Annotated in this window: 17 protein-coding genes, 2 tRNA genes and 1 other RNA gene; 8 read left to right on the top strand and 12 right to left on the bottom strand. The window is 57.8% G+C overall.

Translation table 11 applies throughout. The features are described from left to right. Positions 1-195 precede the first annotated feature (195 nt). The 5 genes from AC0V6T_RS07430 to AC0V6T_RS07410 all read right to left on the bottom strand — a co-directional run bounded on the left by AC0V6T_RS07430 (position 196) and on the right by AC0V6T_RS07410 (position 4,032). Positions 196-1,110, bottom strand: coding sequence for a LysR substrate-binding domain-containing protein (locus AC0V6T_RS07430; protein WP_486125645.1), 915 nt, complete (start codon positions 1,108-1,110; stop codon positions 196-198). A gap of 533 nt (positions 1,111-1,643) precedes the next feature. Continuing rightward, positions 1,644-2,117 (bottom strand): hypothetical protein, encoded by a 474-nt coding sequence (locus AC0V6T_RS07425; protein ID WP_486125643.1) that lies wholly within the window; start codon positions 2,115-2,117, stop codon positions 1,644-1,646. 10 nt (positions 2,118-2,127) lie between these two features. Continuing rightward, complete coding sequence (locus tag AC0V6T_RS07420) at positions 2,128-3,258, bottom strand: HigA family addiction module antitoxin (RefSeq protein ID WP_486125641.1); 1,131 nt, start codon at positions 3,256-3,258, stop codon at positions 2,128-2,130. Positions 3,259-3,270: 12 nt separating this feature from the next. After that, positions 3,271-3,567, bottom strand: a complete 297-nt coding sequence (locus tag AC0V6T_RS07415) for a type II toxin-antitoxin system RelE/ParE family toxin (RefSeq protein ID WP_486125639.1) — start codon at positions 3,565-3,567, stop codon at positions 3,271-3,273. A 388-nt stretch (positions 3,568-3,955) separates the two neighbouring features. Next, positions 3,956-4,032: transfer RNA gene (locus AC0V6T_RS07410), tRNA-Pro, on the bottom strand. Positions 4,033-4,135: 103 nt separating this feature from the next. On the opposite strand from AC0V6T_RS07410, the gene thyA reads away from it, so the two are divergent. From thyA to AC0V6T_RS07370, 8 genes are all read left to right on the top strand, one after another. Next, positions 4,136-5,092, top strand: coding sequence for a thymidylate synthase (gene thyA, locus AC0V6T_RS07405; protein ID WP_486125637.1), 957 nt, complete (start codon positions 4,136-4,138; stop codon positions 5,090-5,092). Between the two features lie 72 nt (positions 5,093-5,164). Then, positions 5,165-6,469, top strand: coding sequence for a thiamine pyrophosphate-dependent enzyme (locus AC0V6T_RS07400; protein WP_486125635.1), 1,305 nt, complete (start codon positions 5,165-5,167; stop codon positions 6,467-6,469). Next, entirely contained in the window at positions 6,466-7,524 is a 1,059-nt protein-coding gene (locus AC0V6T_RS07395) for an alpha-ketoacid dehydrogenase subunit beta (protein WP_486125633.1), read from the top strand. Before AC0V6T_RS07400 ends, AC0V6T_RS07395 begins: the two co-directional genes overlap by 4 nt. A gap of 6 nt (positions 7,525-7,530) precedes the next feature. After that, a complete protein-coding gene (locus tag AC0V6T_RS07390; RefSeq protein ID WP_486125631.1) occupies positions 7,531-8,826 on the top strand; it encodes a dihydrolipoamide acetyltransferase family protein in 1,296 nt (431 codons plus the stop codon). A gap of 34 nt (positions 8,827-8,860) precedes the next feature. Further along, on the top strand, positions 8,861-9,430 hold the full coding sequence (locus tag AC0V6T_RS07385) for a YdeI/OmpD-associated family protein (protein ID WP_486125629.1): 570 nt from the start codon (positions 8,861-8,863) through the stop codon (positions 9,428-9,430). Between the two features lie 103 nt (positions 9,431-9,533). Beyond that, positions 9,534-9,610: transfer RNA gene (locus AC0V6T_RS07380), tRNA-Asp, on the top strand. 124 nt (positions 9,611-9,734) lie between these two features. Next, positions 9,735-10,067 (top strand): ArsR/SmtB family transcription factor, encoded by a 333-nt coding sequence (locus AC0V6T_RS07375; protein ID WP_486125627.1) that lies wholly within the window; start codon positions 9,735-9,737, stop codon positions 10,065-10,067. Next, positions 10,060-10,590: an SRPBCC family protein gene (locus AC0V6T_RS07370; RefSeq protein WP_486125625.1), complete on the top strand. Its 531-nt coding sequence runs from the start codon at positions 10,060-10,062 to the stop codon at positions 10,588-10,590. The genes AC0V6T_RS07375 and AC0V6T_RS07370 overlap by 8 nt, the downstream gene beginning before the upstream one ends. A 6-nt stretch (positions 10,591-10,596) precedes the next feature. Here AC0V6T_RS07370 and AC0V6T_RS07365 read toward each other — a convergent pair whose 3' ends face one another. The 7 genes from AC0V6T_RS07365 to AC0V6T_RS07335 all read right to left on the bottom strand — a co-directional run bounded on the left by AC0V6T_RS07365 (position 10,597) and on the right by AC0V6T_RS07335 (position 14,687). Next, positions 10,597-12,039, bottom strand: coding sequence for an MFS transporter (locus AC0V6T_RS07365; protein WP_486125623.1), 1,443 nt, complete (start codon positions 12,037-12,039; stop codon positions 10,597-10,599). 69 nt (positions 12,040-12,108) lie between these two features. Beyond that, entirely contained in the window at positions 12,109-12,621 is a 513-nt protein-coding gene (locus AC0V6T_RS07360) for a hypothetical protein (protein ID WP_486125621.1), read from the bottom strand. 79 nt (positions 12,622-12,700) lie between these two features. Further along, on the bottom strand, positions 12,701-12,946 hold the full coding sequence (locus AC0V6T_RS07355) for a DUF2842 domain-containing protein (protein WP_486125619.1): 246 nt from the start codon (positions 12,944-12,946) through the stop codon (positions 12,701-12,703). Continuing rightward, positions 12,946-13,527 (bottom strand): 5-formyltetrahydrofolate cyclo-ligase, encoded by a 582-nt coding sequence (locus AC0V6T_RS07350; RefSeq protein WP_486125617.1) that lies wholly within the window; start codon positions 13,525-13,527, stop codon positions 12,946-12,948. The genes AC0V6T_RS07355 and AC0V6T_RS07350 overlap by 1 nt, the downstream gene beginning before the upstream one ends. A gap of 159 nt (positions 13,528-13,686) precedes the next feature. Next, a non-coding RNA gene (gene ssrS, locus AC0V6T_RS07345) (6S RNA) lies at positions 13,687-13,855 on the bottom strand. Between the two features lie 11 nt (positions 13,856-13,866). Further along, positions 13,867-14,445, bottom strand: coding sequence for a cell division protein ZapA (locus AC0V6T_RS07340; RefSeq protein WP_486125615.1), 579 nt, complete (start codon positions 14,443-14,445; stop codon positions 13,867-13,869). Then, positions 14,442-14,687, bottom strand: a complete 246-nt coding sequence (locus AC0V6T_RS07335; protein ID WP_486125613.1) for a hypothetical protein — start codon at positions 14,685-14,687, stop codon at positions 14,442-14,444. Before AC0V6T_RS07335 ends, AC0V6T_RS07340 begins: the two co-directional genes overlap by 4 nt. Positions 14,688-14,776: the final 89 nt, after the last annotated feature.

The raw sequence follows: 14,776 nt of genomic DNA, 5'->3' as shown, positions 1-14,776 counted from the left end.
GCCTTCCGAGCTAGGCTGATATGGCCGGATTTTCACCGCGTATAATACAAGGTTTCAATGGAGGTGATAGGCGCTGACTATCGCACAACCTACTGATAATATTGTGCAAATTTAATGGCGGGCATGACAAAAGAGCAAGCTCTTACCGAGCCCGCTTCTTCGGATAATAGTACCGTTATGTACGGTGTTCGCAGGTTAATTCAGTGCGGTTACAGCTTCAGGCGGATTGCTGCGAATTTCTCCGCAAAACTTGCGCAAAATGTGCTCTCGTGGACAGCCGACACGAGAGACAAAGCCAATGTCCCGGCCGTAGGCATCCTCCTCGATTGCGACAAAAGCCACTGATGGGTTTGCGCGGGCGACTATGGCGCATGCGAGACTAGGGACTAGACTGCAGCCAAGTTCGGGCTTCAGATAATGCGACATGGTCAGAAAGTTGGTGGCGTGCATGCCATCGGGGACGTCGATGCCGATATTTTTGTCCTGACACAGCATCATCGTCTCGGCCCGCAGGCAATGCTCCTGCGTAAGCAGGAACATTTCCTCTCGTGGGATCTCGCAAGCTGAGATCGACTGAGTGTTGGCCAAACGGTGATTCTTTGAGACCATAAGCTTCAAGGGCTCTCGAAACACCGGAGAGAACTTGTAGCCGGTCAAATCAACCGGGCCGCTCAACAGGGCAACATCAATCGAGCGCGCGTCCAGTTCCGACAGCAATGTGTCGGTCGGCAGCTCGCGGAAGATCAGGTTTAGCTGATCCGTGATCGCCCGCGCCGAGTCGTTGAGAAACGGTAGGACAAACGGAGCCAATGTCGGGATGATGCCAATTCGCAGGGGCGCAGCGAGCGGGTCGTGATATTCGGCAGCAGTATCCGTAATACGCTGAGCCTGCCGAAGAACTTCTTTCGCCGTGGTCACGATCCGTGAGCCAGCTTCGGTCGTATGGACACCCGTATTGGTGCGAGCGAACAACTCAACGCCGAGCCGTTCTTCGAGTTTTTTCACTTGTGCTGACAGCGACGGCTGACTGACATGGCACGCTTCTGCCGCACGCCCAAAATTGCGGTATCGATCAATCGCGGCCACATATTCCAGATCGCGTAAGTTCATACTTTTGCCTCCGTAACTGTTGTTCGCAAGGCTGGCGGCATTCGTTACATGCTGGCCGAATCATTTATCAAATGATTGTTTTATTGTTGTAATCAAACGCCGAAATGGCCTTGGAGAATGTCCGCTATCGGGAACTAAGATCTCGAATGACCCCGTCTTGGATTGGGGCGCAAAGCCGACATTCGGCTAAATTTCAATGGATTAATAGCTTCCGTTGAGGCACTTGAAGGGACAACGACAATCCAAGCTTCTTGGACGTTGTCCAAACACTTGTGACGTCCCACATGTGTTGGTCGGGAAGAGAGGATTCGAATCTCCGGCCCCCGCCTCCCGAAGCAACGGCTTACCGATGAAACGTCGCGTTTCTGCGCTTCTTTGATCGGACCAAACCAAAAAAATGCAGCGTTTTGGCGATCAAAGCGCGCATCTTGCACCCAACTTACACCCAAGACCTCTCGTTAGAACTCAAGATTTCTGGCGTGGCGTATGCATCATGGACACCATACGGGTCGGGCGCGCGATAGCTGTTCTACCTAAGCAGCTTCGTCCTCATCCCAAAGACGACTTTCCTCAACGTCTGGTGTGAAGTCGAATGGAATCTGGATTGCTTCTTGTTCGGGATTCAGATCATTGTAGACGCGAACATCGGTATCGAGCTGAACACAGTCACCCACAATCTGTTGTCGACGCTGGACGAAAGCCTTGCGCATATGTTCAAGCGGCGCGCTGCCGATTATGGCCCACATCGTGTATTGTACGCCACCTTTGGTTATCCGCACAGCGTGGTTTTTTCGGTAGCGACGCCCCAACCGATCAGTACCGTACTCTTCGCGCAGTGCACGAGACATATCCTTTGCGAGTTCGTCAAAGGGGTCGAGTACCGGCATCTCGATTAGCCCATCCTGGACACCCCACTGGCATGCTTCACGCGCCGTTGCTGGAACGAACCCTTTCGACTTCTCGAACTCGTGCCACACGTTTTGCAATTGTTCATTGTAGGATGCCATCTTTAACTCCTTACAGACTTACTGGCGCAGGATTTCCCCAGCCGTCGATCACCGCACTTTGCGCCAGGTACTTCCTGACGGCGACTTTGTGACGAGCTAACCAATTGTACCTGTCCATACGGTACTGAAGTTGGCCAACAACGATGCCGGGATGCCGTTGAATTCTGCGAGCAAATCCAATCACGTCTTTTTCGGAAATGTAAGGCGCCTTCCGACTGAAGAAGGAGTCAAGTTCAGACTTGGGCACACAAGCATCTGCCGCTGCCTTGTTCGCCTTTACTTCCTCCTCAGGTAGTTCCGAAGAAACATCGTATTTGAGATCAACATCAACGTGCTCGTGGCTTCCCTTCTTTTTGCCATCTTCATTGAGCACGTGTTCCAACTCATGTCGCAAGACGAACCAAAAATTGTCGATCCGATCAAAACGAGTAGTCATTCCGACTGCAGGCTGGCCGCTATCCCAGAAGCAAACACCATCGATGTTCGCTTTCGGCAAAGTCTCGACGATTGCGAAACGAATCCCACATTCGGAAAGTATCCGTGGAACATGCCTAGCTTCTTCAGGAGCTACCATCAGGGCAGGGAGCTCGTTCTCAACGACTTCCTTCAGCGCTTTCTTAGAATAGCGGGGGACCACCATCTCCGAGCAGATCTGACGAACCCGATAAAGCCAAGCGAGCTGTTCAGGCGTCTCGCTCTCGTAGCTTTTTTTCTTCGCGGCATGTGCCAAATGAGGGATGTCGTTTACGTCATTGGTATGGAAGAACCGCATAAGCTGACCCTCCAGCAACGGTACATCAGTGTCCTCCAGCCATTCCCTTCGGATCATCTCGCGGATGGGATAAACACCCTGAAAACGGGCGCGTGTGGCGACCCCTGGGTCAGGTTCCTTCGCCTTGGAAAGATCATACGACTTTTGCAGGTTGGTGAAAAATTCGGGGTTCACGTCGAAGGCGTCCCCTAGCGCCTTCGCCATTTCTGGACTGATCCCGCGCCGAGCATTTACAATCTGGGTAATGCCCTGCTCCGAGACGCCCAAAATATAGGCAAGATCACGCTGCGACCAACCACGAGCCTCTAGCTCCTCAGCGAGAAACTCGCCAGGATGGGGGACTTCGATCATGCTCGTTGCGATACTCATATCTCTCTTTCTCTAGTGAGTATCCCCGATCTCCGTAATGCGGATGATCGGTGGATGCTCTTCGTTGTCCAGTGTGAACTCGATTCGATATTGGTTGTTGATCCTGATCGATCGTATCCCGTCCTTCTCTCCTTGCAGCTTCTTATAGTTCAATGAGGCGAGATTACGGAGCGTTCGCTCGTCTGGAGCCTGAGCCAGATAGTGTATTTTCTTCCGGGCAGCCTTGATGACAGCGATCGGCAAACCGAGCTTATGCGCCTCGTCTGTCGGTATCTGCGCGAGGCGTTTGTCGGCGAACTCAACCTTCATTTCGATCGATCTAGGGCAGGTTCTCTTCAGTGTCAATGAGCGACTTAACGCATGGCGTTAAGTTGGGGTCGATGACTCGGTTGCTTTTATTGATCGTGGCGGGCTTGAAGACTGCTTGAACTAGGCGCTCTACGGGCACCCGCGACCGAGTGCAGCCCCTGTCTTAGAGTGCATTGGGAGAAGTGGAAAAAGTGTCTGGATTTGACCCAGTTGCTGTCTGCAATCGTCGTGATGGGCTCGAAGAAGCGTTGGCAGTGAAGAAATTCACCTAAAAACCATAAGGTTATAGGTGTTATCTGCTATACATCGGCGCATATACGATTTTCGGGCGCACCCAAGTTGCACCCAAGTCTGAGGATAGGATGTCAGCGTACGTGCTTGATTTTATTGGTCGGGAAGAGAGGATTCGAACCTCCGGCCCCCGCCTCCCGAAGACGGTGCTCTACCAGGCTGAGCTACTTCCCGACTCAGATGGCATGAGCGCGAGCGCGTTCATGCGGTAGGGGCGCGCCTATAAGTGTGGATAGCGCAGGTGGCAAGCGCACTTTTGCACCTTATAGTTTGCCCCATGGCCTCTCAGTCAATTCCAACCCAGCTTACCGAGCCCGCTCATCCCGAATGGCAATACCTCAATCTCATGCGCGGGATTTGGGAGAGGGGGAGCGAGCGCATGGATCGTACAGGCACTGGTACGCGCTCGATTGCAGGGGCGATGCTGCGATACGATCTTGCCGACGGTGCAATGCCGCTGCTCACGACGAAGCGAGTCTACTGGAAGACCGCGACGCGCGAGATGCTGTGGTTCCTGACGGGTGAGACGAATATTCGCCCGCTTGTGCTTCAGGGCGTGAAGATCTGGAACGAGTGGCCGCACGCCAATTACGTGCGCGAGACCGGCGACGAGATCGCGTTAGAGAACTTCGTCCAACGCATCGCCGATGATGAGGGCTTTGCGCAAAGATGGGGCGATCTTGGTCCCGTTTACGGCAAGCAGTGGGTCGATTGGCCGACCTATCGCTATCGCAAGGACGGCCTTTACGAGAAGGGCGAGGGGATCAACCAAGTCGCCGAAGTGGTCGAAAGCCTGCGCAACAGTCCCGGCAGCCGCCGCCACATCATCGAAGGATGGAACGTCGCCGAACTCGACCGCATGGCGCTGCCGCCGTGCCACAAGACCTACCAGTTCCATGTTGCAGGAGATCGGCTCAACTGTCTCCTTTATCAGCGCAGCTGCGATGTTGCGCTCGGCCTGCCGTTCAACCTGTGGTCGGCCGCGTTGCTGACCCGGATGATGGCGCAGCAGACGGGTCTTGAGCCGGGAGAATTGGTCTGGATGGGCGGGGACGTCCACCTCTACCTGAACCACGCCCATCTGATCGAGGAACAGCTGACCCGCGAGCCAACCGGCAACCCGCGTCTCGAAATCACCAGAAAGCCCGAAACAATTTTCGACTACAAAATCGAGGATTTCCGGGTCGATGATTACGCGCCGCTGCCTCCTATCAAGGCTCCTGTTGCGGTCTGACTACCGCCGCTTGACCGCCGCATTTTGCTGACATAGCTGCCCTCATGAACCTGTTCTTGGGAGAGCAAATCTATGGCCGATGCGGCCGACAATCCGTCCCCCAAAGGCGACAATCGCCCGGCGCTCGCTCTGCACGTACCAGAGCCCAAGTCGCGTCCCGGCGATCCGGTCGACTTTTCCGAACTCGACATCCCCGAAGCGGGCTCGCAGCCGCGCCCCGACGAAGGCACAAAGCCTGAGGAAATGAAGGACCTGGCCTATGGCCTCGTCCGCGTATTGGGCGATGACAACAAGGCGCATGGGCCCTGGGATCCCAAGCTGGACCCCGAAACCCTGCGCACGATGCTTGGCCATATGGCTCTGACCCGCGCTTTCGATGAGCGCATGTTTCGTGGTCAGCGCCAGGGCAAGACATCGTTCTACATGAAGTGCACCGGCGAAGAGGCGACCAGCATTTCTGCTTCGATGGCGCTGGCATCGGACGACATGGTATTCCCGAGCTACCGCCAGCAGGGCATTCTGATCGCGCGCGGTTACCCGCTGATCGAGATGATCAACCAGATCTATTCGAACAAAGGCGACAAACTGAAGGGTCGCCAGCTGCCGATCATGTATTCGAGCCGCGAGCACTCCTTCTTCTCGATCTCGGGCAACCTTGCCACGCAGACGCCGCAGGCCGTGGGCTGGGCGATGGCGAGCGCGATCAAGGGCGACAGCCGGATCGCGGCAACCTGGGTGGGCGAGGGCTCTACTGCGGAAGGTGACTTCCACTCAGCCTGCACCTTCGCGACTGTCTACAACGCTCCTGTGATCCTCAACGTGATCAACAATCAATGGGCGATTTCGAGCTTTTCGGGTTTCGCAGGGTCCGAACGCACCACCTTTGCTGCACGCGCACTTGGATATGGTCTTGCGGGCCTGCGCGTCGACGGCAACGATGCGCTCGCATGCTTCGCAGCGCAGCAGTGGGCGGCCAATCGGGCGAGAGCCAATCAGGGCCCGACCCTGATCGAATACTTCACCTACCGCGCCGAAGGGCATTCCACTTCGGACGATCCTTCCGGCTACCGCTCGGCGCAAGAGCGCGAGGAATGGCCTCTCGGCGATCCGGTGATGCGCCTCAAGAACCACCTGATCGCAATCGGTGAGTGGGACGAGGATCGCCAGGAGAAGATGGACCTCGAAGCTGCCGAGCTGGTCAAGAAGACCACCAAGGAAGCCGAGAAAAACGGCATCCTCGGCCACGGCCTTCACCATCCGTTCCACACTATGTTCGAAGACGTATTCGAAGAGCTGCCCTGGCACCTCAAGGAGCAGGCCGAGCAGGCAACGCGCGAGCGGATAACGAAATTCGGTTCGGAAAGGCCCGACGCATGAGCACCGATGTGAAAACCGACGCGCCAGCAGAGGCGCGGGCCGAACGCCGGATCAACATGATCGAGGCGATCAACGAAGCGCTCGACATCATGCTTGAGCGTGACGATGACGTAATCGTGATGGGCGAAGATGTCGGCTATTTCGGCGGCGTATTCCGCTGCACTGCTGGCTTGCAGGAAAAGCACGGCAAGACCCGCGTCTTCGACACGCCGATCAGCGAATGCGGGATTATCGGTGTGGCAGTGGGAATGGGTGCTTACGGCCTTCGCCCGGTCCCTGAAATCCAGTTCGCGGACTACATCTATCCGGGCCTAGACCAGCTGATCTCCGAAGCCGCGCGCCTGCGCTATCGCTCGGCGACCGAGTATATCGCTCCGATGACGGTGCGCTCGCCTTTCGGCGGCGGCATTTTTGGTGGGCAGACACACTCGCAATCGCCGGAGAGCATTTTCACGCACGTATCGGGCCTCAAGACCGTGATCCCGTCTACGCCTTATGATGCGAAGGGCCTGCTCATCAGCTGCATCGAAGACAACGATCCGGTGATCTTCTTTGAGCCCAAGCGTATCTATAATGGCCCGTTCTCAGGTTTTTACGACAAGCCGGTCGAGCCGTGGAAAAAGCACAAGGATTCGGTGGTGCCGGAAGGCTACTACAAGATCCCGCTCGGCAAGGCGCGCACTGTGCAAGAGGGCGAGGCGCTGACCGTGCTGGCCTATGGCACAATGGTTCACGTCGCAGAGGCCGTGTGCCGCGAGAAGGGCGTGGACGCTGACATTCTCGACCTGCGCACGCTGGTCCCGCTCGACATCGAGGCAATTGAGGCCTCAGTGAAGAAGACCGGGCGCTGTCTGATCGTTCACGAAGCGACCCGCACCAGCGGCTTCGGCTCCGAACTCTCTGCTCTGGTTACAGAACGTTGCTTCTATCACCTCGAAGCCCCGGTCGAACGTGTGACCGGCTTCGACACTCCCTATCCGCACAGCCTCGAATGGGCCTATTTCCCCGGTCCCGTCCGCATCGGCGAGGCCATCGACAAGATTCTGAAGGACTAAGCGCATATGGCGAAGTTCACTTTCAACATGCCCGATGTGGGCGAAGGCGTGGCCGAGGCGGAAATCGTCGAGTGGATGGTCAAGGTCGGCGATACTGTTGCCGAGGACCAGCACCTCGTCGACGTAATGACCGACAAGGCGACGATCGACATCGAGAGCCCGGTCGATGGCAAGGTCCTCGAAGTGGCAGGCGAAGTCGGCGACGTGGTCGCGGTTGGCTCGATGCTACTGGTGGTCGAGGTCGAAGGCGAAGTTTCTGACGAGGTTGAAGAGGAGGCCGCACCAGCGCCCACTCCTGAACCTGCGGCAGAGCCGAAAGAAGCGTCGACGCCGATGCCCGATCCCACGATCACGCCTGAGCCTGAACTCGAGCCTGCACCGGCTCCAACTCCTAGCCCGACGCCCGCACCCGAGCCTGCTGCACCAGCAGCCAAGGTTCTCGCATCGCCTGCCGTGCGCCAGCGTGCAAAGGATCTCGGTGTCGATCTTTCGCAGGTGAAGCCTGCCGAAGATGGCCGCGTGCGTCATGGCGACCTCGATCAGTTCATTTCATACAATTCGGGCGGTGGATATTCGCCCGCTGGTCGCTCCCGCGAGGACGAGCCGATCAAGGTCATCGGCCTGCGCAAACGCATCGCTCAGAACATGAGCGCGGCCAAGCGTAACATCCCGCACTTCACCTATGTCGAAGAATGCGACGTCAGCGCATTGGAAGCGATGCGAGCCGACCTCAACAGCGCGCGCGGCGACAAGCCGAAACTTACGATGCTGCCGCTGCTGATCACCGCTTTCTGCAAGCTGATCCCGGATTATCCGATGATCAATGCGCGCTACGATGACGAGGCGAATGTCGTCACGCGCCACGGCAGCGTGCACATGGGCATGGCGACGCAGACCGACAACGGCCTGATGGTCCCGGTCATTCGCGACGCGCAGTCGCGCAATTTGTGGCAGCTGGCGACCGAGATCGGGCGTCTTGCAAATGCTGCGCGCGATGGTTCGGCGAAGTCGGAAGAGCTTTCGGGCTCGACCATCACGGTCACGTCGCTCGGCCCGCTGGGCGGTGTTGCGACCACTCCGGTCATCAACCGTCCCGAAGTCGCCATCATCGGACCTAACCGTATCATCGAACGCCCCATGTTCGTCACTGATGGGCAGGGCGGTGAGCGAATCGAGAAACGTAAGCTCATGAACATCTCGATTTCCTGCGATCACCGCGTGGTCGACGGATACGACGCGGCAAGCTTCATTCAGGACGTGAAGAAGCTCATCGAAACACCGGTTTTGCTGCTGTCAGATTGAGGTGTAGTCTGCTCCCTGAAGGAGGGAGGAGTTCATGCAGCGCAATCCGAAAGTCGACGCATATATCGCGCGGCAGGCCGACTTCGCTCAGCCGATACTCAACCATGTGCGCGACCTGGCTCACGCGGCGCTTCCTGATGGCGAGGAAGCGCTGAAATGGGGCATGCCGTACTTCACAGTGAACGGGAAGAATGCGGTCGGAATGGCGGCGTTCAAGGAGCATGCGTCGGTCATGGTCTGCAGCACCGTCACCGCAGGCGGCGGGATGGGTAATTTCGGCAAACTCACCGCCATCGACGAATTGCCGGGCGATGAAGACCTGATGCAGCAATTCCGCAATTCTGCGGTCGCGGTCCAATCGCTAAAGACCTCTAAACCAAAGCCCAAGGCGGCGCTCGATACGCCCAGCGATCTTGCCAGCGCGATCGATTCGACTGCTGGCGCCCGTGCGGTGTTCGATCAATTCACCGACGCCCAGCGACGTGACTACATCGACTGGATCACCTCTGCGAAACGCGAAGCGACCCGCGAAAAGCGCGTGGCTCAGGCGGCTGAATGGATCGGTGAGGGCAAGCGTCGGAACTGGAAATACGAGAACTGCTGAGACTTTTTCATCGCGCGTGAAAAAAGGTGCGATGCTTTGTTGACAGGGTTCGCGCACGGCCCTATCTGCGCGTCTCCCAAGGGCGCTGACGCCGCAAAGATGCGCGGGTGTAGCTCAGTTGGTTAGAGTATCGGCCTGTCACGCCGAGGGTCGCGGGTTCGAGTCCCGTCACTCGCGCCACTTGGGACATTTCCAGAAAATGGCAGTCTATCCTCTCGTGTTTTGCGCGGGGGTTTAGCTGTGTCTGTGCGAGATGTTCAACCAATTGGTTGACTTTCACGGCTCGCGATGATTACTTAACCATATGGTTGAACATAAATCGCAAGCCGATCTGGTGTTTCACGCTCTGAGCGACCCGACGCGGCGCTTGATGGTCGAGCGATTGTCGCAGAGGCCACTGACGGTGAGCGAGCTGGCCGAACCGCTCGCGATGAGCATGGCGGGCGCATCCAAACATGTCGGCGTGCTTGAAAGGGCCGGGATTGTTGCGCGGCAAAAGCGCGGGCGCGAACGGGTCTGCACTTTGCAGCCCAACTCTCTGCTGGCTGCACGCGATTGGGTCGAGCGGTACGCGCTATTCTGGAGCGAGCGGCTTGATGCGCTCGACACAGCTTTGAGGGAGGATGGCGATGAGTGACTATGGAAGGCAGACGGGGCCGCAAAGCCTCGAGTTCGAACGCATATTCGACGCTCCGATCGAGAAGGTCTGGCAGTTTCTAGTCGACCCAGAGAAGCGCAAGCTCTGGTTCTGTGGTGGTTCGACCGATGACAGGGTCGGGGGCGAGATCGTGTTCGAATTCGACCACCGCCGCCTTGCCGAAAGCTCGCCGCCGGAAAAATACGCCTCGGAAGAGACTGCAACGCATCGCGGCGAGATCCTCGAGTACGATCCGCCAAAGCGCCTCGCATTTACGTGGTTTGAATTGGCCGGAGGGGGATCGAGCAGGGTTGAAATTTCGCTGTCTGCAATCGACGATGCCTCCACGCGATTGAGGCTTACGCATGACGGCATCGTCGGCCGTGACATGCTGGTGGGCGTTTTCGCAGGCTGGCACGGCCATTTCGACCTGCTCGCCGAGGTGCTCACTGGTCCTCGCAGGAGCGACTTCTGGGTGGTCGACCAACGGCTCGAGGCCGAGTACGAACAGCGTATCACCTAGGACCGATCAGTCCGATTTTACCTCCGCCAGCGCGGCAAGGTTGGCTTCATGCTGCGCCTTGTCGATCTTGTAACGTGACAAGCAGTAGAGGGCAGCCATCCATAAAATGAGCAGCGTCGGCGCGTAGAATGCGCCGAGCTGCCAAAGCGTGTCTTGAGGAACGGCAGAAGGCTCCGCGCCCTCGGGAAATGCGATCAGCGACAGGATTAGGCCCGCTGCGAGCACGCCGAGCCCCTGGGTTGTCTTCCGCGTGAATGTCATCGCTGCGTAGTAGACGCCCTCGTTTCGGCGTCCGGTCCTCACCTGATTGGATTCAACGAGGTCTGCGATCATCGAGTAGGACACGGTCTGCACTGCGATGATCAGCGCAAGATCAAAGATATTCACCGCCAGCATGATCGGGAACAGGATCGGGTCCCCGTTCTCCGGCATCAGGTCCACGAGCCGCAGCAGGACGGGCAGAGGCTGAATCGTGAAAGCAAGCAACCCGAGCGCGATGGTCGCGTGCTTTTTGCCCAATTTGCGCACGGCGAAAGGCGCAATGAAGAAGGACATCGCCGCTGAAATGAAGACGGTCGTCGTCCAGATGAAGATCTGAAACTCGCTGAAGCCCCAGAAATAGTTGAGCATCAGGAAAGCGAGCGAGGTGTTTACGCCTAGCGCGATTGAGAAGATCACGGTTGCAATGAACAGCGCAATGAAGCTGCGCTCGCTCAGGATCTCGAACATTTCGCGCAATATCCGCCTGAGGCTGAAGCGTTCGGGACTGGGGCTGGGTTTGCTGAAGGTGGGAATGCGGTGATGTGTGCCTATCGCTGACACAAGAATAGCGGTCACCATGAGCACACTCGCCACGACCCCATACGTGCGAAAACCATCGGGATCGCGCATGCCAAGCGGGCCGGTCAGCAAGACGCCGAACATCAACACGCTCATCGCATTGCCGCCCACCCAGCCGAAAAACAGGCGGTAGGCTTGAATACTCGTGCGCTCTTCATAGTCGCGCGAAAGCTCTGGCAGTAGCGCGCTTGAGGGCGTCTCGTAGAAGGTGATGAAAGTCCGTATCGTGACCGCAAGCACTGTCAGGTAGATGAAAAGACCGGTTTGCGACCATTCCGGCGGGCTCCACAACAGGAAATAGCTGAGGCCCACGGGCAGTGCGGCTGCGTACATGAATGGATGCCTTCGCCCCCAGCGCGACCGCAGATTGTCCGACCAATAACCAACGACCGGATCGGAAACCGCATCGAACACGAGCGCGATAAAGATGGCGAGCCCGACAAGTCCCGGCTCTACGCCGATGACGGTGCCGTAGAACAGCAGAAGGAAATAGTTGAAGCCGCCATCCTTCACCCCGAACGCGACCGAGCCGAAACCATGCGCCAGTTTGAGCGCGACAGGCGGCTTGTCGGCAGGTGCCGGCGCTACGCCCTCAGCGGTTGATGCCATTAAGTTTCCTCTCTCAAGAGAGAAAGCTAAGCGGTTGCCATCACGCTGGCAATGGCCGGGATCGAAGCCCTATCTGCGCGGTCTTCGAGGAAGACAGTTCAAATCGTTGGTGCCAAGTTCGGTCTCTTGCGTTCCTGAAAGGACGTAAGCGAGGCTGCCCCTGCGGTCGGTCTCGACAACATTAAGAGTAATGAGATCGCCCTCGGGATCGCTCCATTCAGCATCGCCCGGTAGTGGGTCGGCGTCATACTCGTAGATTTCGGTGAGGCTGATCACCGCCTGATTGCCTTCGGTGCTTGTCTCACCACGCCAACTCATGCGCGCACTGACTGGCGCGCCCGACACGCGGCCGGTGACTAACATGCGGGCATCGACCTGAGACTCGGATTCGAATTTCAGGCGCAGCGAGATAAAAGCTTCACTAGTGGCGCTTGTACGGGGTTTCACACGGCAGAAATATGTACGCTCAAGCGCAATTTCCTCGATATGCGCGAGCGCTTTTTGAGCCTCCGACTGGGCCGATGCGGGAACAGCCGCGGTGACGAGGCCGATAGAAATGAGTGAGGTAGCAGTTGCCCGCATCAATGCTTCTCCCGTGGCTGGCGGCGAGGATATTGCTCGTCGCAAACGGTGTCAAAGCGCAGGGCCTATGTATGAAGGCTTAAGCTGCGTCCTGATCGATCTCGCGGCTCTCGCCCCATTTCCCGGTCTCCATCCAGATCAGGAAGCGCTTGAGCGGCAAGAGCCAGATGACGCCGAGGGTCACGTAAGTGATTGTTTGCGCCCATCCCGGCCATGTCGCGAGGATATCCGCGAGATAGACCGCAATAAGGACGCCATAGATGATGAGCGCGACAAACAGGCCGATGATACCAATCGGAATTCGCCAGGTCGGGGTCTCACGCATCAATTCAGTCCATAAATTCGAGTTGGGGTCACGACCGCGTCCAATGCAATATCGTGCGGCTCGTTTGGCAGCGCCTCGCACAATTGCACGTCCCAGGCGAGGCCGATTGCGATCCTGCCGGGGTTTGCGGCAAGCCAGCGATCGTAATGCCCTCCGCCTTGACCTAGGCGTGCAAGGTCTTCGGTAAAGCCTACCAGAGGTACGAAAAGAACGTCGGGCGAGATGAGGGGCGCATCTGGCGCGGGCTGCTTGATACCAAACGGTCCCTCCACAAGATCGCTCTCACCATGGGGCTCGGTGTGAACGCGAAACTCCATGAGTGACGTTTCGGACGCGAAATGAGGCAGGGCAACCGTGTGACCGGCCTCGTGGAAAAAGCGGGCATAGTCAGCCGCAGGCGCTTCGGCTCCTGTCGCGTGGTACAGCCCGATTACCGCCTCGTTGCCGAGCTTCGCCAGCAGCGGCGCAGGGGGCCGATGAAACAGCAAGGCGCGAACGGCATCAGGCTGCGCCGCGACATGGTCACGGCGCGCTTTGCGAAGAATCTTGCGAAGTTCGTTCTTGTCGGTCGTTTGATCCATGGAATGCATCGCTACGCTCGCAATGACGAAAAAGAAACGGCCCGCGAGGACCGCAAGCGCGACTGCGCGTCCGGAGGGGTGGCGCCGAAGGCGTCGGGCCCCCGTAGGAAAGCCAAGCGCGCGGAAGCGCGCGCCGGCGCTTGAGGCACAAAAGAAAATGACGGGACCACCATGGGTCGGTGCCGGGAAATCCTCTGACGCCTAAAACGTCAGGTGGGCGCCGTATACTCCGGTCCCACAGCCGAACTGGTGGACCAGAGCAGGGACAGCTCCCTTGGATTGCTTATAGCCTCAGGGATTTTCTGTGGCTCGTGCCGGGCAGCCCCGCCACCGCGTCATTTAGTGCGTGGTCGACTGGCCTTCAAGCGCGCTTGCAGTTGCTTCGGCACGCGCAGCCAATGCCTCAAGCTTTTCTGCAAGGGCGGCAGAATGGGCAGCATCTTCCGCTGGGCCGCCGAACAGGTCGTGTTGATGCCTTTCGCGATCTTCGAAATCGGCAACCTTCGCTTTGAGAGCTACATTTTCCTTTCGAGCGCGTTCCTCGGCCTTGCGAAGCGTGGCGATCTCGGCGCGCAATTCGGCCTTCGCCGACCCGCTGCGCTCTTTGTCATTCTCGCTGGCCGACGCGGCCTTTTTCAGTGCATTTGCAGCATCGTCATGTGCGCGTTGCAGCTCGATCCGAAGTTCAGCAAGCTCGCCCTGAGCGCTGGCTGCCTTCTCTTTCGCCTCATCCAGTTCATCGGCCATGAACAGGGCGGCGAAGACTAGGTTGTCGGCCTCCTGCGGCGCGCGCGCAGTACCAAGCTTTGCGTAGTTTTCGTCGATAAGCTTTCCAAAAGCTTCGACTTTTTCCTCTTCGCCCGGTCCGCAGGCAATCGAGTAGGTGCGCGGTCCGACCTTGATCTTCACCTGGGTCACGCCTCAAGCTCCTCGATCAGATTGTCGATCTGACCGATCGTATCTGCAACCTCCTCACGAAGTTTCTCATGCGCGTTGACGAGCGCCATGACACGCTGCGAGCCGCCAGCGTCACTTGCGCCATCGCCGGTTCTGTCGCCCGCCTTTTGTCCGATATCCGCGCGCGCGGCTTCGATCCGCTCCATCGCGACATTGAGGCGTGTCATCGCCTGTTCGATCCGGGCTGCACTCATGGTGGACAAGAATTTACCAAGATTGCCCACATTCGCAAAGCCTTGGGGTCCCCTGTTGATAAGTGCTCTTGAGTCCATTGTGCAAACAAACACTTTGG

Source organism: Erythrobacter sp. S158 (genome assembly GCF_057364915.1).
Note: the sequence above shows the minus strand (reverse complement) of the source record. Positions and strands in the feature narration are given on the sequence as shown.

Coding starts and splice junctions, on each gene's coding strand:
- AC0V6T_RS07420 (WP_486125641.1), bottom strand. CDS start 3,258: ATGAGTATCGCAACGAGCATGATCGAAGTCCCCCATCCTGGCGAGTTT.
- AC0V6T_RS07350 (WP_486125617.1), bottom strand. CDS start 13,527: ATGGATCAAACGACCGACAAGAACGAACTTCGCAAGATTCTTCGCAAA.
- AC0V6T_RS07390 (WP_486125631.1), top strand. CDS start 7,531: ATGGCGAAGTTCACTTTCAACATGCCCGATGTGGGCGAAGGCGTGGCC.
- AC0V6T_RS07430 (WP_486125645.1), bottom strand. CDS start 1,110: ATGAACTTACGCGATCTGGAATATGTGGCCGCGATTGATCGATACCGC.
- AC0V6T_RS07370 (WP_486125625.1), top strand. CDS start 10,060: ATGAGTGACTATGGAAGGCAGACGGGGCCGCAAAGCCTCGAGTTCGAA.
- AC0V6T_RS07375 (WP_486125627.1), top strand. CDS start 9,735: ATGGTTGAACATAAATCGCAAGCCGATCTGGTGTTTCACGCTCTGAGC.
- AC0V6T_RS07360 (WP_486125621.1), bottom strand. CDS start 12,621: ATGCGGGCAACTGCTACCTCACTCATTTCTATCGGCCTCGTCACCGCG.
- thyA (WP_486125637.1), top strand. CDS start 4,136: ATGGCCTCTCAGTCAATTCCAACCCAGCTTACCGAGCCCGCTCATCCC.
- AC0V6T_RS07395 (WP_486125633.1), top strand. CDS start 6,466: ATGAGCACCGATGTGAAAACCGACGCGCCAGCAGAGGCGCGGGCCGAA.
- AC0V6T_RS07385 (WP_486125629.1), top strand. CDS start 8,861: ATGCAGCGCAATCCGAAAGTCGACGCATATATCGCGCGGCAGGCCGAC.
- AC0V6T_RS07365 (WP_486125623.1), bottom strand. CDS start 12,039: ATGGCATCAACCGCTGAGGGCGTAGCGCCGGCACCTGCCGACAAGCCG.
- AC0V6T_RS07355 (WP_486125619.1), bottom strand. CDS start 12,946: ATGCGTGAGACCCCGACCTGGCGAATTCCGATTGGTATCATCGGCCTG.
- AC0V6T_RS07400 (WP_486125635.1), top strand. CDS start 5,165: ATGGCCGATGCGGCCGACAATCCGTCCCCCAAAGGCGACAATCGCCCG.
- AC0V6T_RS07425 (WP_486125643.1), bottom strand. CDS start 2,117: ATGGCATCCTACAATGAACAATTGCAAAACGTGTGGCACGAGTTCGAG.
- AC0V6T_RS07415 (WP_486125639.1), bottom strand. CDS start 3,567: ATGAAGGTTGAGTTCGCCGACAAACGCCTCGCGCAGATACCGACAGAC.